Below are 23,669 nucleotides of genomic sequence, written 5' to 3' on the forward strand. Positions count from 1 at the left end.
ATGAAATTATACTTACTCGATAACTTTGACTCGTTTACCTATAACCTCGTTGATCAATTCCGCAGTTTAGGCTGTGAAGTATTGATTTATCGTAACGATGTTAGCGCCGATTATTTGGCTGAAAAACTGATTAATGAAACGGGCAAAGCGGCCTTAGTGCTATCACCAGGACCTGGCGCGCCACACGAAGCTGGCTGCATGATGGAACTTATCGATAAGGTTGCCGGCAAAGTGCCTATGCTAGGCATTTGTTTAGGTCATCAGGCGATGGCGGAATATTACGGCGGTAAAGTTGAGCGCGCCCCCTTTGTAGTACACGGCAAAGCCAGCCCAACGTTTCACAACGGCCAGGGCGTGTTTGCTAACTTACCGTCTCCGCTGCCTGTTGCCCGTTACCACAGCTTAGTGGCCACTCGCGTGCCGGATTGCCTCGAGGTTATCGCCACTACAGATGACATGCCGATGGCAATATTACACCCACAACATCAAGCTATTGGATTTCAGTTTCATCCAGAGTCAATTTTAACCACCTTGGGTAGCCAATTGTTAACGCAAACACTGGCTTATTTAACCCAAGACAATACGGCTACAGGAGGCGCATAATGGCTAATTTACAACCTTTATTCGACCAACTCTATCAAGGTCAACACCTCAGCCGTGAACAAACATCAACGTTGTTTAGCACCATTATTCAAGGTGATATGGAACCGGCCACCATGGCTGGAATGTTAGTGGCTCTTAAAATGCGCGGCGAAACCATTGACGAAATCACCGGTGCAGCAGATGCATTAAGACAAGCCGCTAAGGCGTTCCCTCGATCTAAAGCATCTATTGACACAGGGATTGTCGATATTGTCGGTACTGGCGGTGATGGTTATAACACCATTAATATCTCAACCACAGCAGCGTTTGTAGCCGCAGCTGCTGGCGCTAAAGTGGCCAAACACGGCAACCGCAGTGTATCGAGTAAATCGGGTTCATCTGATTTACTGTCTCATTGTGGTATCGCGCTCACGATGGCACCAGAAGCGGCAAGCCAATGTTTAGATGATCTTGGATTATGTTTCTTATTTGCGCCGCACTATCATGGTGGCGTAAAGCATGCGGTACCGGTTAGAGCAGCATTAAAAACCCGCACTATTTTCAACGTGCTTGGGCCATTAATTAATCCAGCTAAGCCTGAGTCAATGCTACTTGGGGTTTACTCGCTCGAATTGATTGAACCGATTGCTCAAGTGCTCAATGCGCTTGGGGTAAAACGCGCCATGGTAGTGTACGGTAGCGGCTTAGATGAAGTGGCATTACATGACATTACCCATGTAGCAGAACTAAAAGACGGCACGGTACGTACTTATCAGCTCACGCCAGAAGACCTAGGGGTCACGCGTGCTGATATCACCGCGCTAACCGGCGGCGAGCCTAGTGACAATGCACTAATTACTCAAGCCATTTTACAAGGGCAAGGCCAGAGCGCACATCGTGATGCGGTGGCCATCAATGCGGGTTGCGCCCTTTATGTCAGTGGAATTTGCGACTCTGTTGCACAAGGCACACAGCTCGCGTTAGCCACCTTAGCCACAGGCAAAGCCTACACACTTTTAACCGATTTAGCCGCGGCTAGCCAAGCTGGAGAAAACAATGAGTAACCCAGAAAGTAATGTATTGACACGCATTGTTGATACTAAAGTTGCCCATATTGCTGCCCTCAAACTGCGCTTTCCTGAAGCCAGTTTGCAGCCTAAAATATCTGATCGCAGTTTATACGCAGCGCTTAAAGCGCCTAATGCACAGTTTATTTTAGAATGTAAAAAAGCCAGTCCGTCTAAAGGACTTATCCGCCCCGATTTTAACGTCGAAGCCATTGCCGATATTTACAATCATTATGCTGCGGGTATTTCGGTGTTAACAGACGAAGAATTCTTCCAAGGCGACATGGATTACATTCCGCAGGTTCGCGCTCGAGTGACTCAACCTATCATCTGTAAAGATTTCTTTGTCGACCCATATCAAGTGAAACTCGCTGCCCATCAAGGCGCTGATGCCATCTTATTAATGCTGTCGGTGCTCGACGATAAGCAATATCGCCTGCTCGCCGACGAAGCCGCTAAGTATCAACTCGATACCTTAACGGAAGTCAGTAATCAGCCAGAACTCATACGCGCGATTGATCTTAATGCGCCGATTATTGGTATTAATAATCGCAACCTGCGCGACTTAAGTACCGATTTAGCCACCACCGAACTTTTAGCGCCGCAAATCCCTGCCGATCGCGTGGTGATTAGCGAGTCAGGTATTTATAACCACCAGCAAACACGTCGCCTTAACCCGTTAGTGGATGGCTACCTTGTTGGTAGTTCAATCATGGCACAAGCAGATATTGACCTGGCTTGCAGACAATTGATTTATGGCAATAACAAAGTCTGTGGTTTAACGCGTATTGATGACATTGCAGCCGCAGCTAAGGCGGGGGCCGTATTTGGCGGATTAATCTTCCATCCTAAATCGCCACGAGCCATCAGCGCAGAAACCGCCGCCGAACTCATTGCCCAAATGCAGCAAAAACACATTGCACTCAATATGGTCGGGGTGTTTGTTAATGAACAGGTTGAAACCATTGCCAGTTTAGCGCAAACACTCAAACTATTTGCGGTGCAATTACACGGCAATGAAACCGAACTTGAAATTGATGCCCTGCGCGCACTGTTGTCGCAAAAGCAGCTCAGTACACAAATTTGGAAAGCGGTTGCTATCGACAGTCAAACCGGTGCAGTGGCAAACAAACCGCAAGGTGCTGACCGATATTTGTATGACAGTAAATCGGCCGAGCAATTTGGCGGCACAGGCCACACGTTTAACTGGCAAGCTGACATCGACAATAAAGCCGATGCCATGTTGGCCGGCGGCTTAACACCCGATAACGTTTACCACGCCAGCCAGCAAGGCTTTTATGGGGTAGACATCAACTCTGGTGTAGAATCAGCACCTGGCCATAAAGACCATCAAAAACTGATTGAAGCATTCACCCAATTACGCCGTAACTAGTTTGCACATTACGACACAATTTTTAGCGATAATACGATTACTCGAAGGGAACATTTATGACCGAGCTCAAGCTTAACCCTTATTTCGGCGAATACGGTGGTATGTACGTACCACAAATTCTAGTGCCAGCATTAAAGCAACTTGAATCCGCCTTTGTTGACGCGCAGCAAGACGAAAGCTTTCAAGCTGAATTTACCGACTTACTGAAGAACTATGCGGGTCGCCCAACAGCATTGACCTTAACCCGTAACTTAAGTCCAAACCCGATGGTAAAAATTTACCTTAAGCGTGAAGACTTACTCCACGGCGGCGCGCACAAAACAAACCAGGTATTAGGCCAGGCATTATTGGCTAAACGCATGGGTAAAAAAGAAATTATTGCTGAAACCGGCGCAGGTCAACACGGTGTCGCAACCGCCCTAGCCTGCGCGCTTTTAGGTTTAAAGTGTAAAGTCTACATGGGCGCGAAAGACATTGAGCGCCAGTCGCCAAACGTATTTCGCATGAAACTAATGGGCGCTGAAGTCATCCCGGTTACCTCTGGCTCATCAACCCTAAAAGATGCTTGTAACGAAGCCATGCGCGACTGGTCTGCCAGCTACGACAAAGCCCATTACTTATTAGGCACCGCCGCGGGTCCACACCCATTCCCAACGATTGTGCGTGAGTTCCAGCGTATGATTGGCGAAGAAACTAAAAAGCAAATTCTTGAAAAAGAAGGTCGCTTGCCAGATGCCGTTATCGCCTGCGTCGGTGGTGGCTCAAACGCCATTGGCATGTTTGCAGACTTTATTGACGAGCCATCAGTTGAGTTGATTGGTGTAGAGCCTGCCGGCAAAGGCATCGACACCCCAATGCACGGCGCGCCACTTAAGCACGGTAAAACCGGTATATTCTTTGGGATGAAGTCACCGTTAATGCAAGACAGTTCAGGCCAAATTGAAGAATCATATTCAGTGTCTGCAGGGCTTGATTTTCCGTCAGTGGGACCACAACATGCGCATTTAAACGCCATTGGCCGTGCTCGTTACGAGTCTGCAACCGATGATGAAGCGCTAGAAATGTTCCAAACTTTGGCACGCTGCGAAGGGATTATTCCTGCATTAGAATCAGCTCACGCACTGGCGTATGCTGTTCGATTGGCAAGAGAAGCCACCAAAGAAACGATACTCGTGGTTAACTTATCGGGACGCGGTGATAAAGATATTTTCACCGTGGCAGATATTCTAGAAGCCAAACAAAAGGAGAGCGGCAATGAGTAACCGTTATCAGGCAACATTTGCAGCCCTTAAAGCCCAACAAAAAGGGGCATTTGTTCCATTTGTCACCATTGGCGACCCTGGCCTTGAGTTGTCATTAAAAATTATTCAAACCTTGGTAGATAGTGGCGCAGACGCCCTTGAATTAGGCTTTCCGTTTTCAGACCCACTTGCTGACGGGCCCGTCATTCAAGGCGCCAATTTACGTTCATTAGCCGCGGGCACTAAACCTGATGATTGCTTTGAGCTAATAGCCAAAGTCCGTGCACAACATCCAGATTTACCTATTGGATTATTACTGTACGCCAATCTTGTATTTGCTAATGGTATTGATGCGTTTTATGCCAAAGCAGAAGCTGCTGGCGTTGATTCAGTATTAATTGCCGACGTGCCTGTTGAAGAGTCTGCACCTTTTAGTCAAGCGGCTAAAGCACATGGCATAGCACCGATTTTTATTGCTCCGCCTAATGCCGACGCTGACACGTTAAAACTGGTGAGCGAGCGCGGCGAAGGTTACACCTATTTGCTATCACGCGCGGGCGTAACGGGTACTGAGTCAAAAGCAGGCCAACCAATTGAAAATATTTTAGCCCAGCTTGCTGAGTTTAATGCCCCACCGCCGTTACTCGGTTTTGGTATTGCAGAGCCAGAGCAAGTGCGTGCCGCTATCAGCGCGGGTGCTGCTGGTGCTATTTCAGGGTCTGCTGTGGTTAAAATTATTGAAGCGCATCAACATGACGAGGCCACACTGTTGGCTAAGCTTGCTGAATTTACCCGCGCGATGAAAGCGGCAACTTAACGTAGCCGTTTACGCCCAGTTGTACGCGTTTTAAAAAATCAGGAGTACCTCGGTATTCCTGATTTTTATTATGCAGACTGCAAATAACGATAATGTGATTTATCAGCTAGCGTGCCACGTGCTGTCGGTAAGGCAGATGTGAACGAACAGTTAAACTAATAGTGAGGCGAATGGAAAGGCAGATAGTGGAGCTCCTAACCTGACTCTAACTATGCATCCATGTTGTCATATTTAGACAGGATCTAACGAGGCAAAATGAGCGTTGAACATCACCGTTACCTCATGAGATGAGTATGAAGAGAGATTCACTTAATCCTCCTTGTGTAATGGTTCAAAAAAATCTGCCCGTCATGTACAATCTGCCATTAATAAACTAGCGACAATCGTTCTCCTTTTTCCTTGCCTGAGATATTTATGAAGCAACTGTTAGATTTTTTACCTTTAGTGATCTTTTTTGCCGTGTATAAGTTTTACGATATTTACACCGCAACGGGCGTATTAATCGCGGCAACGGCTATTCAATTGGTCGTCACCTATTTATTGTATAAACACATTGAAAAGATGCACCTAGCCACCTTTGCAATGGTGACCGTATTTGGTTCGTTAACCTTATTTTTCCATGATGACGCCTTCATCAAATGGAAAGTCACCATCGTTTACGCTTTATTTGCGATTGGATTAATTGTGTCACAAGTCATGGGAAAACCTGCGCTGAAAAGCATGTTAGGAAAAGAAATGACCGTAGACGACAAAATCTGGACTCAGGTCACATGGTATTGGGTCAGTTTTTTTGTATTATGTGGCATTGCCAATATTTATGTTGCCTTTAGTTTACCACTTGAAACATGGGTGAACTTCAAAGTGTTTGGCCTCACCGCCCTCACGTTAATTAATACTGTCATTACCGTTGTATATCTTTATAAAAATATGCAAGAAGAGCCGATTAAACCAGAAGATGGTCAGTGATCATCAATTCGTATTTCAACAAGGAAGCCGTCAATATGTGGTACATGATTTCATCTCAAGACGTAGAAAATAGCCTAGAAAAGCGTTTATCAGTTCGCGCCGACCATTTAGCTCGCTTACAAGCTCTAGCTGATGAAGGTCGCTTATTAACGGCTGGACCGCACCCAGCGATTGACAATGAAAACCCAGGTGAAGCAGGCTTTACCGGTTCACTGGTGGTTGCTGAGTTCCCGTCTTTAGAAGCAGCACAAGCCTGGGCCGATGTTGACCCGTATATTGCCGCGGGTGTTTACAAAAGCGTTATCGTTAAGCCATTTAAGCGAGTATTGCCTTAATGAAGATTGTCTCATTTAACATTAACGGTCTGCGCGCACGCTTGCATCAATTGCAAGCGCTGATCGACAGCCACTCGCCAGACATTATTGGCCTACAAGAGACCAAAGTGCACGACGAGGCCTTTCCACTGGCCGATGTTGAAGCCATGGGTTACAAGGTGCATTATCATGGTGGTAAAGCCCATTATGGTGTGGCGATGTTGTCAAAAGCAGAGCCGCTTAACATTATTAAAGGCTTTGAAACAGACGATGAAGATGCCCAGCGCCGCTTAATCATTGGTCAATTCAAGCAAGATAATGGTCGTACGTTAACCGTGTTTAATGGTTATTTCCCGCAGGGTGAAAGCATTCATCACGAAACAAAATACCCTGCTAAGCGTAAGTTTTATCAAGACTTACAATTACATCTTGAAAAGCATCACACCCCAGATGAAGACATCGCGATTATTGGTGATATTAATATTTCACCGACTGATTTAGATATCGGCATTGGCGATGTGAACGCAAAGCGTTGGTTAAAAACCGGTAAATGCAGCTTTCAGCCTGAAGAACGTGAATGGTTAGCGCGTTTACAACAATGGGGATTTGTTGACAGTTTCCGTCACTTACACCCAACTCGCACTGAGCGTTATTCGTGGTTTGATTATCGCAGCAAAGGTTTTGATGATAACCGCGGCCTGCGCATTGATGTCATTTTAGTCACTCAACCTATGGTAGCTCGCCTTGTTGAATCTGATGTGGATTATGATTTACGCGGTATTGAAAAGCCGTCTGATCATGCGCCAATCTGGACCACATTAAGTTAAGCAGTCTTGTGACTCAGACAGTCTAGCTATGGCTTGTTCAACAAAAAATGCTACGCCATTATTGGTGTAGTATTTTTTATTGGACCTAAAAAAAGTAGCGGCTGGAAACTTGCCATTGCTGCTCAACCTGTTCGATAGGTTGATTGATATAACGCCTGGCTGGGCGAGTCGAATCAATGACATTGTATTCAAGTTGAATAAACCAGGGTTTATCCAGCTGATATTGATAAGCCACAGTCAACGACTGACCATCCTCGTTGTTATCATCCTCTGGGGTATAGTCGTTATCTGTCACTGAAAAGTCTTCTACACGCAAGCTTACACGGTGCTGCGACCAACGTTTACTCACCATGACATAACCCGAGTGAAAATCATTGTCGACCACAGGCAAACCATCGGTATTGGTCATTAAGGTGCTGCCTTGCATATACTGGCTGGTAAAACTAACGCCATAAGGGAGCAGCCATTTAGCACCGACATGGCCAAACTGGGTTAACCACACATATTGCCCTTGCTTTACAATAAGCGTGTTGGCGTTATTGTCATAGTATCCAGCCTGTACGCTACCTTTATTTCGCCACGTCCACTTAGCCACAACATGGGCACCAATACGGTCATCAAGTTCGGTAAAGGGATCTGAGTTGGCCGCTTGCTCTGCGAGCATACCGTCAGGTTGCATTGCGGGTATGGTCGTAATAGGAAGGGTTTCTTGTAGAAGGGTCTGCCTCGATGTTTGCGTCCAACCATGCCACGCGAGCATGGCTCCCGTGGTGTCATTAAACATAAACGCTTCGGCGGTTAATGAAAAGTCATGCGCCGATTGACGGTATTTGCCTAAAGACTCTATCGTGGTTGATAAACCAATATGCCGGACTTCTTCAGCAAGCCAACTGTTAATGGTCGAATAGGTTAAGCTATAAGGCGATGCCCACGCGGTGGCGACGTTTTCTAATGATATTTTGGGATACATTAAGCCAAATTCAACATCGAGACGAATACCCGACTCGCTTGGAATGTCGCGATAACGCACTAGTGCCTCAGTTAAACCAAGGCCATTATTGATGCCATCAATATAGCCATTCGCGACAATACGACTAGACCACGCGTCGCCCCATTGCGTCTGATAACTGAGTCCTAATTGCGACAACGCTATCTGCGAACCATTATTGGCACTAAATTTACCGAGCCCACCGCTTAAATATGAATCGCTGCTGTCGGCATACCCTATTCGAGTATCAACTACACCACTGACATGATGTTCAACCTCACTCCACGCCATCGACTGGGCGCTTGAGTGAAAAGTTAACACCGATAAACAGATACAGCGAAATATTAAACGGTCAATAACAGTCAATAATCATCACTCCTATACATAAGCAGACTGGCTTAACCAATCGTTAAACTGCAACTCTGGCAGTGGCCGTGACAAATAAAAGCCCTGGCCCATTTCACAGCCGCGCTCAGTAAGCCATTGTAAGGTCTCTTTATCTTCAATACCTTCTGCAACGACTTTAAGGCCTAGGTTATGGGCTAATTGTAAGGTTGATTGCACAATAATTTGGTCTGCATTTGTCTGCAGCAACTTTTGCACAAATGACTTATCAATTTTTAGTTCATCGACAGGTAATTGTTTTAATTGCGCTAATGATGAATAGCCCGTGCCATAATCATCAATAGACAAGGTTAAGCCATTTTGACGCAATAAAGTTAGTTGCTTAACCGCCAGCTCAGGGTCTGACACCACGGCATCTTCGGTGATCTCAAGCGTCATCGCCGACACTGGGACATTATGTTGTGCCAAGGTATCGATCACCCAGTAGCAAAACTGCTCATCTTTTAAATTTTCGGCTGAAATATTCACCGCTATGCACATGTCTATACCTTGTGCTTGCCAACGATGATATTGCGCCATAGCCTCGGTAATAACCCAACGAGTCAAAGCATCCATTTGCATGGTTTTTTCAGCAATAGGAATAAACGTATCTGGCGGAATAATCCCTCGAGCAGGATGGTTCCAGCGCACTAATGCTTCAACGTGAGTAATTTTTTGTTTCGCTAAATTCAGTTTCGGCTGGTAATAAAGCACCAATTGATTTTGCTCAATAGCGACTTTTAATTCGTTAATTAATTGAAAACGCTCAATGCTATTTTTATCAATATTGGCATCATAAATTTGATAATCACGCTTATTCATTTTAGCGTGTTGTAACGCGGTATCGGCCTGGCGTAACAAGGTTACAATATCAATACCCGGCTGATAAAAACTGACTCCTGCGGTAAATTGTAAATGCAGTAAAATATCTTGGTAGTGATAATCTTGGCCAATTTTTGCTTGTAACATGGTCAAGAACACTTCAAATGATTCATGTTCATATTCTTTAAACGCCAACACAAACTCATCGCCAGACAAACGACACGCCAAGGCGTTCGGGTTGATATGACAAAGCCGCTTAGCCACCTCTTTAATCACTTCATCGCCAACAGCATGGCCTAACGTGACATTCACCTCGGTCATGCGGCGGATATTAATTAAACAAATCGCCATGGTTGAACCTTCAACGAGCCAAGGCTCACAGACTCGTTGTAAATGGTTACGATTGGCTAAATTGGTGAGCGGATCATGAAACGCCTGATGTTCAATGGCTTTTTCACGCGCCACAATAGCTTGTTGCATCGAGGTAAATTCACTGGCAAGTTGTTGTAACTCAACGCTTGAATCTACGCTCACATGAGAATGATAATTACCTTTGGCGATAAAGCGGGCTTGTTCTATTAATTGTTTAATTGGCCGGGTAATACTGCTCGAAATCCAAAATGCCAACAGCAATGATACTGGTAACATTAACAGTAACACCGCCACTTGCTGTAACCACTGAGATTCGATTGATGCTAATAAATCTGAACGCGACTTGTACATATAAGCATGCAAGGATTTATCATCTACATGACCTAAAAATTGTTTCCATAAAATAAAGTTGCTGTCGGCTTGGTCTGCAACAATATATTGGGTCACTAATTGCGTTTCATGGCGCTCGAGCGGAAAACCAGAGTGACCCACTGGGGTCATCACCTCTTTTTCTAACAACATAAAACCGCTGTTTAACCCGGTGAGTTTTTGCAGAGAGTTTGCTAATGAATCGTCAATAAGAAAACCAAAACCCACCCAGCCAATGACACTATTTCCACCACTCGTTAACGGGGAAAACTTAATTTGATATAATTTGTCATCGAGGAGATAGAAAGGACTTATTTGATCAAACTCAGTGTCGAGTTTATAACGAAAAGGTGCATGTTGTTCCGAACCAAGCGCCACCGCTTCTTGACCGAGTTCATCTTGTGAGGCCACCAATTGGCCAATCACTTTACCGTCACCCGACACCGCCATCGCGAGTGAAGCGTTGATACGGCCACGATGATTATTGAGTGCCACTAAAAAACTACGATTATCACCATCGATAAAAATATCTTTTAAAGCAAAGTCTTTAGCCGCAGTAGATGCAAACGCCGCCAAATAATAGTTACGATTATCGTATTGTGACTCAAAGACTAAACTCGCCACCTCGAGTTGGTTAGCGACATACTGCTGTTCGAGGCGTTGATTGGATTGATATGACAGCCAGAAAGACAAGGCCAGTACCGCAATAATAACCAGTACAAAAAACGCAAAAATCCGTGTCTGCAGACGATTAAACAATACCAATATTAGTATCCTTCTAGGAATTCAAATTCATCTAAACTTTGTTGTTTAGGAATACTATCAAATTCAGCCTCTAAAGTGATCACTATTGGCTGCTTATTGGGTAAATGAAACGTCTGTAATTGCAGGTTATCGTTAAGCTTTAATTGCGGATGCCAGACACTGACAGTAAAGTCATCTTCAGGTAATGCGTTAAACACTACTTTTCCTTGGTTATCTGTGATGGCATAAAACGGCGTATCAACCACCAGCAAATGTCCCGACATCCAGTCATGAATATTACAGCCCATCGACACATGACCCGCTGTTTCAAACATGATTAACTGTTGCTCTTGTTCGTGTCGTAACTTAAATGAAAATCGTTTTGGGCCTAATGCAGAATAAATATGATGAGTTATATCATCTTCATTAACAAAAGCGACCTCTTGGCCTTTTTGCACCACGGTAATATAAGGTGAAAACTGTTTGTCTTTTTGATGCACTTCAGCTTTGGCAGGCTGCGCTGCTACAACCCGATTATCCGCGTTGTTGGGTTGTAAATACACCACCACATTGACCGCAGCCTGGCCTTGTTGATTAAGTATCAACAACTCCTGAGCGCTGACACTTTGAGCCAATAATTGACTGGCGAGTTGAGTCAACAACAGCAAAGTGGTTAGACTTAGCAGCGACCTTAAGCTCATCTTTTTCTTGTCACGATTTCGGCTTACACCAATCATCTACACTCCTATTGTTAGCATGTTAATCAGCAATATTGCCTAAGTACCTCTACAAGACCTCACCAAAAGCTGTTTTATTTCACCCATCTTAAATTTTATATTGGCTTAGCATGGCGGCTAATCCTTTTGATGAGTCATTGAGCTCTTTTGCTAGCACGCTAGACTGTTTTGCGGTGTTGCTGATGATTTCAGATTGTTGACGAATATGATTAATTTGCGATGAAATATCCCCAGCAGACATGTTTTGCTGCTCAGCAGAAGCGGCAATTTGGCTGCTCATATCAAATACCGAGTTAATCGACCCTGCCATTTGAGTAATATCATCACCCACGGCTTTAATGCTAGCGCTACCTTGATCAGCTTGCTCAACTATCACATTGGTAATGCCGGTAAGATTTTTAGTGCCTTTTTGTAGGCCTTCAATCATTTTTTGAATTTGCACTGTCGCTTCTTGAGTTCGGCCCGCCAGCGTACGCACTTCATCTGCCACTACCGCAAAGCCTCGACCTTGTTCGCCTGCCCTTGCCGCTTCAATCGCTGCATTAAGTGCTAACAGATTGGTTTGCTGCGATATGCTTTCAATCGTGGTCACCGCGTCATTAATTTGGGTGGCATCGCGAGACAGTTGTTCAACCGACGAAAATGATTCTGCAATTCGTTCTGATAAATAGCGAACCCTTTGTACAGCATCGGCAATTTTGTGCTGACTTTGGTCCATTTGCTTAGCATTTTTTTGGGTATGCGATGAAGTTTCACCGGCATGATGCGACACATCAGCAATGGCAGAAGTCATTTGCTCCATCGCATGAGATACCGCATCTAAAAAATGATGTTGTTGGTCTATAAGATCTTTATTGGTGTTCGCCTGACTATTAAACTCATCAGCCGCAGCAGACAAGGTGCGAGCATTATCGCGAATGGCCTTGACCATTTCACTCATGTTATCAGCGCAGCGGTCAATGTCGGTCGCGATTAAACTGAAATCATCAGTGCCAAAAAAGTTAAGCCTAAAGCTTAAATCACCATCGGCCAAACGCTTGATGGCCATGTACATATCCCACAGGCCGCCACCTAATGAGGTTGAAATCCAGTAGCTGAGTTGAAACAACGGCAACAAACCCACTAATGCAATGATCAACATAAACTGAGCATCGCCTTTTGCATCTTGCTCCCACGGCGACACATTCTGGCTTTGGCTTAAATATTGATTACCGACATTGGCTGATGCTATTACGGTATCGCCATTACGCCCGGTATTATCACGCGCAGAGACTTGCAATTGGTTGTCTGAAGCAAATTGTTGCAGCTGCGCGTCAGCTAAACCTTGATTATTAGCCACTGTCGCAAAACTTTGCACACTGGCTTTCACTCTCTCTTGAGATGCCTGTGCGATAAAATCGTTCGCTTGTTGATAATTGATTAGTGCAATTACGCTGGTTATCGCAGCGACCATTGAACACAGTATCCAAAATTTGCCGTTTAGGCTGAACTTAATCATGATTGCGTCAATCTTTCTAAACTGGATTTGCTTCATCTTTACGCTTCCTAAGGCAATTTATATCAAACATAAATAGTATAGCTGAGTGAATCTGTTCAATGATGAACAGCGGCTAAAAAAATAAAATGCCTAAGTGCAACACACTTAGGCATTTAGCTTTATTATTATCGACTTAAGCGTGTAAAACTTAAGTGCTAACGCTCACAATTTTTATCGATTAAACTTATACCGATAACACCTTGTTTAGCGGTAAATCACGATACCTTTTGCCCGTCGCGGCAAATATTGCATTGGTTAAGCTTGGCGCAACAGGTGGAACACCAGGCTCACCCACACCAGCAGGATTAGCAGTCGATTGGATGTGAATCACTTCAATATCCGGTGTTTGTGGTAAACGCAGCAGTGGATAATCATGAAAATTTGATTGCTGTACTTGGCCATCTTTAAAGCTAATTTCACCCATCATGGCTAAACTTAAGCCGAAAATAATCGCCCCTTCTGTTTGCGACTTCAATCGGTCTGGATTAACCACTAAACCTGCATCAATCGCGGCGATACTTTTTAACACCTTAAGGTTGTTATCTTTTACTTCAACTAAGGTGGCGACGGCAACATAGGTTGTAAAACTGCGATGAATAGCAAAACCCCAACCTTGATTTTTCAACAGTGGAGCTTGCTTAACCAGTTTGGCCTCCATGATATCTAGCACATTATGATAACGGCCAACATCAATAGGATGGTCTTCAAGTGTTTCGCCGTAATTACCGTACTCGAAACCTTGATCTGCTAAGGTTTCTTTTCTGGCTTCACCGAGCATTTCACGCCACATTTGTAAACAAGGCTTATTGGCTTTAACGGCCAATTCATCCATAAAACTGCCGATGCCGAATGCATGTTGAATATTACACACCGAACGCATCCAACCAATACGGGTATGGGCGGTAGCTTTTACGGCTTCGAGCTGTATTTGTGGCAACGCTAATGGCACATCAACAAAGCCTAAATCAAGTTCACCAGCAGAGGGTAAGTCGACTCCTTCAGCAAAAGTAGAACTAATAGACGGAAACCCTGTCCGGGCTAACATGGCTTGAGGTTGATTGTTTTTGTCTAGCTTAGCTTGATAAAATTGCGCACTTATCGCGTGGTAATAACCGTTTTGAATTTCATCTTCTCGGGTCCACGACACTTTAACCGGCTTATTAAGCTTTTGGGATAACATGGCCGCTTCTACGCTAAAATCGGGTTTGGATTTACGTCCAAATCCGCCACCTAATAGTGTCACATTCACTTTGACTTTATCTTCTGCAAGACCAAGTACTCCGGCGACATTTTGCTGAGTGCTTTGTGGCGTTTGAGTTGATGCCCAAATTTCGCATCCATCCGCAGTCACACTGGCGGTAGCCACGGGTGGCTCCATCATGGCATGAGTTAAATACGGCACGGTATAAACCGCATTAATTGTCGACTCAGCAGGCCAAGAATCAACGCTAGCACCTAGTTGGCGCATCACTTTGCCAGGTTGTTTAACTCGTTCAACTAAATCGGCCAAATACTGGGTGGTATCGTGGCTATCGTTGACAGATTTGGTCCAGGTGATTTTAAGCGCTTTACGCCCTTCCATCGCACTCCAGGTATTGCTGGCAATAACGGCTACGCCGCCCAAAGCTTGAAATAAGGGTGCGCCTTTAGGTACTGGTAACTGAATAATATCCAACACGCCCGCGACTTTACGTGCCGCGCTATCATCTAACGTGGCCACATCGCTGCCAAGTACAGGCGGGCGAGTGATGCTGGCATACACCATGCCGTCAACGTTAATGTCATAACCAAACATGGCTGTACCCGCTAATATGTCATCCATATCAACGATAGTTTTTGGCTTACCAATAAAGTTAAATTCACTGTCAGGCTTGAAGGTCAGCGTTTCAATATCAGGCACTTTAATGGCCGATGCCGCTACTGCTAACTCGCCAAAACGTAAGCTTTTGCTTGAACCTTTGTGATGCACACGACTTTGTTTGGCATACACCTCAGTTAACGGCACTTTCCATTTATCGGCTGCTGCTTGCTCAAGCATGGTTCTGGCCATGGCGCCCATTTGACGCATTTTTTTATATTGCTTACGAATACTTCGGCTACCATCAGTATTTTGATCGCCGTAAGCTTTGTCGCCTAAGCCTTGAACAACAACAATTTTGTCCCAGTCGGCTTCTAATTCATCAGCTAAAATTTGTGGAATACCGGTACGAATCCCCTGGCCCATTTCAGAGCGATGGCATGTTAAATACACCTTGTCGTCTTCGCCAATGGCAACAAATAAATTCATTAATGCTTGCTTGTCTTGCGCTAGCGCCATTGGGCTCCAGGCCAAACTGGTACTACCAAGGACTAAACCACCGCCAACGGCACCAAACAATTTAAGCACGTTACGACGGCTGATATTTTCAACTGCGGTAAATGTCGTCATGATTATGCCTCCGTCACTGATTTGATCGCCGCTTTAATGCGGGGATAGGTGCCACAACGACAAATATTGCCCGACATCGCATCATCAATTTGTGCATCGGTAGGCTTAGCGGTGGTTTTTAACAATGCTGCAGCAGACATTAATTGTCCTGCCTGACAGAAGCCACATTGAGGCACATTGTGCTGTAACCACGCATCCTTGAGTTTTTGAGCCTCTAGACCTTCAATGGTGGTAACTTGTTTGCCCTGCACTTGCTTAAGACTGGTTAAACAACCGCGCATTGGGCTGCCATCCACATGGATAGTACACGCACCACATAAGCCCGCGCCGCAACCAAACTTGGTCCCAGTAAAACCTAGGATGTCACGCAAAGCCCATAGGACGGGCATATTTGGGTCGGCATCAAGGGTAAAGTCCTTACCGTTGACCAGTAGTTTTTGTGTTGTGGTTGTCATAATCACTCCTTAATTAGGCAAAAGTCTTACTGATATAAACTTAAGAACAAAAATGCAGTTACTTGTATTTATTGAAATAGCTTGTATTTGTGGCAATAGCTTACGGATATCGTCGTAAACAGGTTTATTAACGTTACTTGAATTAGATTAAACTTAACTGAACTAGCTCAAGTTCAGTTAAACGAATTATTGTTGATGCAACCACAAGGCTAAATCGGCAGGTGTATCAATATCAAATTGGGCATTTTCCATGGGCAATATATTTAAACTATTCTTTTCGGCATGGCGTTTTAACACGCTCTTAGCGCCCTTATCGCCGTCAATCGACAGTAAGCCAGTAAAGTCGTCAGCAATAAAAATAGCCGGTACACCGACATCTTGATGATAAAAACTGCAGCTAGTGTGGCCATTGTGCTGATAAGCCTCAATCAAGCCCACATAATCATCCACCGTTAAGGCAACCTGGTCGGCTAACACCAACAATAATGCATCGGCTTTTGCCTCAATAGCATAGGCCACAGCTTGTTTAACCGAGCTTGATAAGCCTAACTGCCAATGTGGATTAATTATCCGCGGGGTATCGGCGGTAATCGCCATCACTTCAACATTAATATGCGCGCCCAGTATCACCACGGGCGCGGCGATATTAGCTGTTGCACTGAGTTGATTAAGCGTGGCGATACTATGGGATAGCACGCTTTGATCGTCTTGAATTTTAGCGGTGATTTTACTGCCGTTAAAGCGACTGCTCGCACCTGCGGCTAAAATGACACTCACAATATGAGGCGATGACGAGATAGTCATCCTTACAGCATCACGCAATCAAGGCTGGTCAATTTGCTGTGATACAACACACCATGACACTGAGATAAAATACTTAAGGCGACTGAACCGGGTAATTCACCACCTAATGCTAAACCTGCTGGTGCAGAGAAATAACCACTAAAGTCATCAACACTTAGCTCAGCGATATCGAGCACTTTATCGCGCCGATGAACCGGTCCTAATAACGAAATATACGCTAATCCCAACGGTTGCAACGCTTTTAGGGTTTTGGCATCAATTTGCAGATTATGGCTCATCACAAAAGCCGCATCTAACCCCTTGAGTACATCTTGCGAAATACTTGGAGTTTGATGTTTAATAATTTGGCAACCAGGGAAGTCATAAGTACGGGCATAAGCGGTGCGCTCATCGAATACCGACACTTTCCAACCCATTGTTTGTGCCATTTGCGCTATGGGTTGAGCATCTAATCCACCACCAAAAATACCGATATGCACCGGCGGTCTAAGGGGGATATTCAATACAGTATTGTGCTGTTGCTGCACTTTTTGAGTTTTAGTGTTTAGGGTAATCGCAGTTGGCGAGCCACTTTGTTGTTCAACAAACAATCCCGACACCGCGTGGCTTGACGCACCATCCTCGGCAATATTGAGCTGATAAGTACCACTATCACCACGCATTAGCGCGTCATGAACTTTAACGAGCCCGAGGTAATTATTCGCTTTGTTCAGCGACACCATCATAATATTGACGATGCCTCCACAACCTAGCTGATAACTGGTATCAGACTCGTCTGTGGCATCGTAGGTTAATTGCAGAACTTGTTGGGTTTGAATCGCACGTTGAGCATGGCGGCGAAGATCAGCCTCAAGGCAACCGCCACTGAGCATGCCCAGGCTTTTCCCCATGGGATGAAATAACATGATAGCGCCGGGCTTACGGTAAGAAGACCCTTGCACTTGAGTTAAAACCGCTAAAACCCAATCTTCTTGATATGTAGGTAACCAGGTATCGAGTAAATCAACAAGGTGTTGAACCATGAAAACTGTCCATCTTAATAAACGCAGCCTACTAAGCTAACAGACTGCCTTTACAATGCAAAGAATCATTAGTTTCAATTTATGTATAAATACACGTAAAGGTTAAAAAGTAAGTAATTTTAACAATGACTTAACCAAACTGCTGGCATAGTGTTAACGCAGTTTTCAATCAAATAACTGATCCGCGACAAACGGATTATGCTGGCGCTCATCAGCAAAGGTCGACATCGGCCCATGGCCAGGAATAAAGCTGACGTCTTGCCCTAAAGGCCACAATTTAGTGGTAATGGAATGCAGTAAGTCTTGATGATTAGACTGCGAAAAGTCGGTGCGGCCAATAGAGCCTCTAAATAACACATCACCCACCCAGGCTAACTTAGCTTGGGCATTATAAAACACAATATGCCCGGGAGTATGACCTGGGCAATGCAACACACTGAGGGTCTGCTCGCCAATAGTCACCTCATCACCTTCATTAAGGTATTGCGTTGGTTCAAATGCTTCAGCCCGCGCAAAGCCAAAGTTCTGACTTTGCTTAACGAGGTTATCTAACCAAAATTTATCGGCTTCATGCGGACCAATGATTGGTACTGATAATGTTGCCGCTAAACTCGCCGCACCGCCAACATGATCGATATGCCCATGAGTCAGTAAAATTTTCTCCACGCTCAAACCTAACTTAGTGATCTCAGCCATTATCCTTTCAATATCACCACCAGGATCAACCACCGCGGCCTTTAAGGTTTTTTCGCACCAAATAACACTGCAGTTTTGCTGGAAAGGAGTAACGGGGATAATTTGATACTTCATCGACAACCTCACGCTTATGCTCATATGTTGATTATCCGTTAATTTTACCTAGGCAGTATTGATCTAGATAGCTTTTTAATGTGATACCCATCAAGCTTTGCATTGTTGATGTACAATCTATAAATGCGATAGCGCCCAATTTAATCACCCATGGGTTATTAACGAGCCGCTTGCTCAGTGCTAAGCACTTAATTAACTGAACCGATATAACAATAATCGTGCAGTTCAAAGCGACTCGTAATGCTTCCCACAGACTTAGTAGGATATGTATGCACATTGATATGACTTTATCAGACATCAAAGCTCGTAAACATTTTTTCTCGGTGCCACTTGATTACCAACAAAGTCCCAGCAAGCAAATTACCGTATTTGCCCGAGAGTTAGTTAGCGTTGAAAACCAACACAAGCAACTGCCTTACTTAGTCTTTTTCCAGGGAGGCCCGGGCTTTGGCGCAGTAAGACCTCTGAGTAATAGTGGTTGGATTAAACGCGCACTAAAAGAATATCGGGTACTGCTACTAGACCAACGTGGCACAGGGTTATCGACTCCCGTTAATGCCACTAGTTTAAGTTACATGAGCGCCACCGATCAGGCCGACTATTTAAGCTTTTTCCGTGCCGACAACATTATTCGCGATGCTGAGTATATTCGCACTAAATTATCTCCAGGTGAGCCTTGGAGTATTTTAGGCCAAAGCTTTGGCGGCTTTTGTGTATTACATTATTTATCTGCCGCACCAGAGGGTTTAAAAGAAGCCTACATCACCGGGGGGATCCCCTCATTAACCCGTCCTGCAGATGAGGTTTACCAGGCCACTTATCAGCGTGTTATCGCCAAAAACAATGACTTTTTCACCCGTTTTAGCGATGCCAGAGTCTTAGTCGACACACTGGCTAAATACCTGTTCGACAATAAAGTCTACCTTGGCACTGGCGAGTTATTAACCGTAGAAATGCTCCAGCTATTAGGCATTAACCTGGGCATGGAACAGGGGCCTGAATCTGTTTATTATTTACTGGAACAGGCCTTAATAGACACGCCTCATGGTGTTGATGTAAACCCGTTGTTTTTGCATCAATTTAGTCAATTTCTTGATTACAACACCAACCCCATTTTCGCATTAATGCATGAGTCAATTTACTGTCAGCAACAGGCATCCGCCTGGGCTGCGCATAGAGTGCGTGCGCAATACAGCCAATTTAACTACAGCCCAGGTAAATCCTTATTCTTTACCGGCGAAATGGTGTACCCATGGATGTTTTCTCAATTTGAACAACTTGAGCCACTGCAACAAGCGGCAAATTTAATCGCCGCGAAAAAAGATTGGCCAGCCTTATACAACCTGGAGCAACTTGCCGCCAATAAAGTGCCCGTTGCCGCCGCGATATACAGCGAAGATATGTTTGTTGAAATGCAATACAGCTTAGAAACAGCCAAGCAAGTGGGTCATCTTAAATATTGGCTCACCTCAGAGTATGAACACAACGGTATTCGCATGGACGGCGAGCGAGTGTTAGACAAACTCATTAGCCTTAATCGTGGCCATTGTTTGCGTTAATATCTGATAAGAAATAAGAAAGAATAAAAAAGGGGCATAAGACAAAATCTTATGCCCCTTTTTTAATGGGATCAAATCATTTTACAACGATACAGCTATTACAATACTTGCAATACCTGCTCAGCAGCTAGGCGAGACTTAGGCAGTTTAGCGTTATAGTCTTCATCTGAGTGGTGATAGCCAAAGGCTAACGCCACATCACAGACATAACCGTCTAATTCTTTTGCAAAAATTTGGCCTAACATTTCACTATCAACACCTTCCATCGGCGTAGAGTCAATGCCAAGACGTGCTAGCGTGTGCATGGTGTTACCCAGTGCTAAATAAGTTTGCGACTTAGTCCAGGCAGCGTTATTGCCCGCTTCATCGGTGTTTAAATCAACAAATGCCAATCCGCCAAATGCACCTTCACGATCTTCAGGCTTAGTGCGGCCGTCAATAATGCCCTGGTCTACCACTTTGGCATAATCTTCACGCGTATATTTAGGGTTATAGGCAAACAATACCGTATGTGAAGCTGCTTTCGCGTGTGGCTGGTTAAACTGAAACTTATTGGCAAATGAGTCATGTAGACGTTGCTTAGCTTCATCACTTTCAATCACGATAAATTTCCATGGTTGAGAGTTAATTGATGAAGGTGACAACACCATTGCATCATAAATAACAGCTAAGTCGGCTGCTGATACGCGTTTAGTCGCATCGTAGCGTTTTGCGGTGTAGCGTTTTTCTAAATCAGAAATAATAGCGTGAGTCATGTGATGCTCCATAAAGATAAAATAAGACGTTTTCAATAAATTAAATGATTAACAATAAATTCGGCTGATATGTATTTCGCATATATTGTGCTTAATTGTGTGTTTTCAAGGGCATTAACGCCATTTAATCGAACAGCCCATACTGGCGGTTTGTTGTTTAGGCCCTTTACCAATGGCAGCAATTAATTGCATGGCATTCACCAACTCTGGGACACGATTAGGATCATTTTGTAACCTGGCATCATCCAGGCGGCCACGATATTGCAACTCACCCAGGGCATTAAAGCCAAAAAAGTCTGGGGTACACACCGCACCATATTGTTGACCTACATGCTGGTCTTCATCCACTAGGTACGGGAAAGTAAATCCATGCTTCGCGGCAAAACGAAGCATGTTTTCTGGCGAGTCAGAGTCAACTTGATGATAGTCATTTGACATCACAGCAAGGACATTAATGCCCTCTGCCATCAACAGTTTGGTGTCCTCGGCTAAGCGAGTCGCAATGGCTTTAACATAAGGGCAATGATTACAAATAAACATAATCAATAAGCCTTTATCACCTAAGTGTTCACTCATGGTAAACGCCTCACCATGAGGATTTTTTAAGGTGAAGTTGGGTGCTTTCCAGCCATAATCACAAATGGGTGTATCAAGTAACATAACGCGTAACCTTAAAAACTGAACTCGGGATGCCCCAAATTAACATAACAACACCGGTATACCTCGGCGTAAACACATATTGCAACGGGGCATACTTAATGTCGTTATTGTACGCTTAACTTTGGTCGCCATATACAGGGTAAAAATTGAAACATTATCAATTTATTTTTAATAATAGAATGTAAGACATACCGATTAACAGCTTGAAACAAAACAGCCAACCTCAGTTGACTGTTTTTAAGTGACCATCACATCAGGTTATTTTAACGTCGGTCCGCTAACCACTGCCCGATAGCCTTGCTGGGCATCATCTAGAATAAATTCAATGTAGTGCTCAATACTATCAAGGCTATCTTGTTGATAATGTGACACATAAAGTAATTGGCTTAACTGTTCTTTGGCTATCAATTCAAGAGAGTTTTTAATCAGCCTACGGCCTAAATAATCTAAGCCTTGATAGGGCTCATCGAGGATCAACAACGTAGGTTGTTTGACAATAGCCCTGGCGATTAGCAATAAACGTTGCTGGCCATACTCCAATTGTTTAAACGCCGTTTTGCTCAAATGCCCCATATGTAACATAGCTAGCCATTCGGTTGCGATAGCCACTTGTTGTTGCGTAGGCTTTTGGTACAAACCGATTGAGTCATAAAAGCCTGACACAATCACATCTAGCGCACTGCAATTAACCCGATATTGCATATGCAATGCTGACGACACCATGCCAATATGTTGTTTGATTTCCCAAATGCTCTCGCCCGAGCCTCTCTTTTTACCAAAAATATCGATATCGTTGCTATAACACTGAGGATGATCACCAAAAATAAGCCCTAACAAGGTACTTTTACCACAGCCATTTGGGCCTTTCACTTGCCAGTGTACGCCATTATCGATACGCCAATTCACCCCAGAGAAAATCACTTTATCGCTGTATGCCACTCGGCCATTGTGCAGTTCAAATACCGGGTCGGCAAACTTGGCACTGTGACGATGACGTCGAATAAGTGCTAATAATTCTTCACTTTGCTGCCCAGACTGTGCGGTTAACTGGTTAATAACGGGGTGGTTATCCCACTCAGGCTTGCTCATCACACTGTCTAACTTACCGTGACTAAACAAGGCAACATGCTCAATCCACTGAGGCAAATCCTCTTCCCGAGACACCACTATTAAGATTTGCATGCTGTGCGACAACTGTCGTAAATATTCAGTTAAGGTGTGTCGGTGATTAACATCGAGCCCAGCATAAGGTTCATCTAGCACTAAAAAAGGCACTTGGGTGGCAACGGCGCGAGCCAGCATGACCCTTCGCCCTTCACCTGTCGATAATTGAGTAAAACTGCTTTGGCTTAAATGGGTTAAATCAAGCTCTTGTAACAACTTGTGCGTCATGGCGTTATCATGGCACTGGCCATAAATCACTCCAAACACAGTGGTTTTAGGGTCTGTGTAACCGAGTGACTCACTGTCATCTTGCTCAAGAATATCTTCAAGCAGCGCTTGTTGTGCCAGCAAAGACACCACGGCGACCTGAGACGGATCTGCACCGATAATATTGCCTGAGTAATCGAGTGGTTGATGGTGAGGCGTGTGGGTTAATAGTTGGCCTAATATTGCCCCAACATCGCCTTCGGTGCTAAATACACCCCACGATTGTTGCGATGCGATTAGCCATTCATCAATCGCCAGAGTAACACTCGATGAACGGCATTGCAGTTGTGTAAATCTAATGTCCATCTTAATACCATTCCGCGTTAGTAAGTGATCTCTCAGCGAGAATTTAAAAGGGCTTAAACAAGGCGAATGACTGAATGAATAGTTATTCTCTTTCGAAGTCATGCAACGCAGTGTAAGCCCTTTTAAAACTCGCCACAAAGGAATGCCCCAGCGGCTTTTGCTCTGCGTTCTCGCTATTTGAAAGGGAACTACCATTACTACATAGCGACGCCTTAATCAAAAACCGCTGGACGCATTCTGATTGGTCACTTATTAATGTGGAATGGTATAACTAGCTAC

The 23,669-nt window shown here is 44.5% G+C and carries 21 protein-coding genes; 9 read left to right on the forward strand and 12 right to left on the reverse strand.

Translation table 11 applies throughout. The annotated features are described in order from the left end of the window. The 8 genes from ACROAE_RS09750 (at position 1) to xthA (ending at position 7,207) form a co-directional block, all read left to right on the forward strand. Complete coding sequence (locus tag ACROAE_RS09750; protein ID WP_432401540.1) at positions 1-603, forward strand: aminodeoxychorismate/anthranilate synthase component II; 603 nt, start codon at positions 1-3, stop codon at positions 601-603. Beyond that, positions 603-1,646, forward strand: coding sequence for an anthranilate phosphoribosyltransferase (gene trpD, locus ACROAE_RS09755; protein WP_432401195.1), 1,044 nt, complete (start codon positions 603-605; stop codon positions 1,644-1,646). Before ACROAE_RS09750 ends, trpD begins: the two co-directional genes overlap by 1 nt. Continuing rightward, positions 1,639-3,042 (forward strand): bifunctional indole-3-glycerol-phosphate synthase TrpC/phosphoribosylanthranilate isomerase TrpF, encoded by a 1,404-nt coding sequence (trpCF, locus tag ACROAE_RS09760; protein ID WP_432401197.1) that lies wholly within the window; start codon positions 1,639-1,641, stop codon positions 3,040-3,042. The genes trpD and trpCF overlap by 8 nt, the downstream gene beginning before the upstream one ends. A gap of 56 nt (positions 3,043-3,098) precedes the next feature. Beyond that, a complete protein-coding gene (gene trpB, locus ACROAE_RS09765; protein ID WP_432401199.1) occupies positions 3,099-4,304 on the forward strand; it encodes a tryptophan synthase subunit beta in 1,206 nt (401 codons plus the stop codon). Next, the gene (trpA, locus tag ACROAE_RS09770; RefSeq protein WP_432401201.1) at positions 4,297-5,100 is read left to right on the forward strand and encodes a tryptophan synthase subunit alpha; all 804 of its coding nucleotides are present in this window, start codon (positions 4,297-4,299) and stop codon (positions 5,098-5,100) included. Before trpB ends, trpA begins: the two co-directional genes overlap by 8 nt. A gap of 414 nt (positions 5,101-5,514) precedes the next feature. Further along, complete coding sequence (locus ACROAE_RS09775) at positions 5,515-6,066, forward strand: septation protein A (RefSeq protein WP_432401203.1); 552 nt, start codon at positions 5,515-5,517, stop codon at positions 6,064-6,066. Between the two features lie 35 nt (positions 6,067-6,101). Then, the gene (locus tag ACROAE_RS09780; protein ID WP_432401205.1) at positions 6,102-6,401 is read left to right on the forward strand and encodes a YciI family protein; all 300 of its coding nucleotides are present in this window, start codon (positions 6,102-6,104) and stop codon (positions 6,399-6,401) included. Next, positions 6,401-7,207 (forward strand): exodeoxyribonuclease III, encoded by an 807-nt coding sequence (gene xthA / locus ACROAE_RS09785; RefSeq protein WP_432401207.1) that lies wholly within the window; start codon positions 6,401-6,403, stop codon positions 7,205-7,207. Before ACROAE_RS09780 ends, xthA begins: the two co-directional genes overlap by 1 nt. A gap of 85 nt (positions 7,208-7,292) precedes the next feature. Here xthA and ACROAE_RS09790 read toward each other — a convergent pair whose 3' ends face one another. The 9 genes from ACROAE_RS09790 to ACROAE_RS09830 form a co-directional block, all read right to left on the reverse strand. Continuing rightward, positions 7,293-8,561 (reverse strand): hypothetical protein, encoded by a 1,269-nt coding sequence (locus tag ACROAE_RS09790; RefSeq protein WP_432401209.1) that lies wholly within the window; start codon positions 8,559-8,561, stop codon positions 7,293-7,295. Positions 8,562-8,573: 12 nt separating this feature from the next. After that, the gene (locus tag ACROAE_RS09795) at positions 8,574-10,907 is read right to left on the reverse strand and encodes an EAL domain-containing protein (protein ID WP_432401211.1); all 2,334 of its coding nucleotides are present in this window, start codon (positions 10,905-10,907) and stop codon (positions 8,574-8,576) included. A 2-nt stretch (positions 10,908-10,909) separates the two neighbouring features. Then, positions 10,910-11,623: a hypothetical protein gene (locus ACROAE_RS09800; RefSeq protein WP_432401213.1), complete on the reverse strand. Its 714-nt coding sequence runs from the start codon at positions 11,621-11,623 to the stop codon at positions 10,910-10,912. An 88-nt stretch (positions 11,624-11,711) separates the two neighbouring features. Next, positions 11,712-13,157, reverse strand: a complete 1,446-nt coding sequence (locus ACROAE_RS09805) for a methyl-accepting chemotaxis protein (RefSeq protein ID WP_432401215.1) — start codon at positions 13,155-13,157, stop codon at positions 11,712-11,714. 187 nt (positions 13,158-13,344) lie between these two features. Further along, positions 13,345-15,588, reverse strand: coding sequence for a molybdopterin cofactor-binding domain-containing protein (locus ACROAE_RS09810; RefSeq protein ID WP_432401217.1), 2,244 nt, complete (start codon positions 15,586-15,588; stop codon positions 13,345-13,347). Between the two features lie 2 nt (positions 15,589-15,590). After that, a complete protein-coding gene (locus ACROAE_RS09815) occupies positions 15,591-16,043 on the reverse strand; it encodes a (2Fe-2S)-binding protein (protein ID WP_432401219.1) in 453 nt (150 codons plus the stop codon). A gap of 186 nt (positions 16,044-16,229) precedes the next feature. Continuing rightward, on the reverse strand, positions 16,230-16,847 hold the full coding sequence (locus tag ACROAE_RS09820; protein WP_432401221.1) for a nucleotidyltransferase family protein: 618 nt from the start codon (positions 16,845-16,847) through the stop codon (positions 16,230-16,232). A gap of 2 nt (positions 16,848-16,849) precedes the next feature. Next, entirely contained in the window at positions 16,850-17,869 is a 1,020-nt protein-coding gene (locus ACROAE_RS09825; protein ID WP_432401223.1) for an XdhC family protein, read from the reverse strand. 165 nt (positions 17,870-18,034) lie between these two features. Next, entirely contained in the window at positions 18,035-18,679 is a 645-nt protein-coding gene (locus ACROAE_RS09830; RefSeq protein WP_432401225.1) for an MBL fold metallo-hydrolase, read from the reverse strand. A 269-nt stretch (positions 18,680-18,948) separates the two neighbouring features. Here ACROAE_RS09830 and ACROAE_RS09835 point away from each other — a divergent pair, with 269 nt between their 5' ends. Further along, on the forward strand, positions 18,949-20,238 hold the full coding sequence (locus ACROAE_RS09835; RefSeq protein ID WP_432401227.1) for an alpha/beta fold hydrolase: 1,290 nt from the start codon (positions 18,949-18,951) through the stop codon (positions 20,236-20,238). A gap of 98 nt (positions 20,239-20,336) precedes the next feature. Here ACROAE_RS09835 and ACROAE_RS09840 read toward each other — a convergent pair whose 3' ends face one another. The 3 genes from ACROAE_RS09840 to ACROAE_RS09850 form a co-directional block, all read right to left on the reverse strand. After that, positions 20,337-20,993 carry a nitroreductase family protein gene (locus ACROAE_RS09840; protein WP_432401229.1) on the reverse strand — a complete coding sequence of 219 codons (657 nt, stop codon included), beginning with the start codon at positions 20,991-20,993 and terminating at the stop codon, positions 20,337-20,339. A gap of 114 nt (positions 20,994-21,107) precedes the next feature. Further along, positions 21,108-21,653, reverse strand: a complete 546-nt coding sequence (locus ACROAE_RS09845) for a thioredoxin family protein (RefSeq protein WP_432401231.1) — start codon at positions 21,651-21,653, stop codon at positions 21,108-21,110. Between the two features lie 258 nt (positions 21,654-21,911). Next, the gene (locus tag ACROAE_RS09850; RefSeq protein ID WP_432401233.1) at positions 21,912-23,390 is read right to left on the reverse strand and encodes an ATP-binding cassette domain-containing protein; all 1,479 of its coding nucleotides are present in this window, start codon (positions 23,388-23,390) and stop codon (positions 21,912-21,914) included. Positions 23,391-23,669 lie beyond the last annotated feature (279 nt).

It is taken from the genome of Shewanella sp. MF05960 (assembly GCF_050849305.1).
Classification (GTDB): domain Bacteria; phylum Pseudomonadota; class Gammaproteobacteria; order Enterobacterales; family Shewanellaceae; genus Shewanella.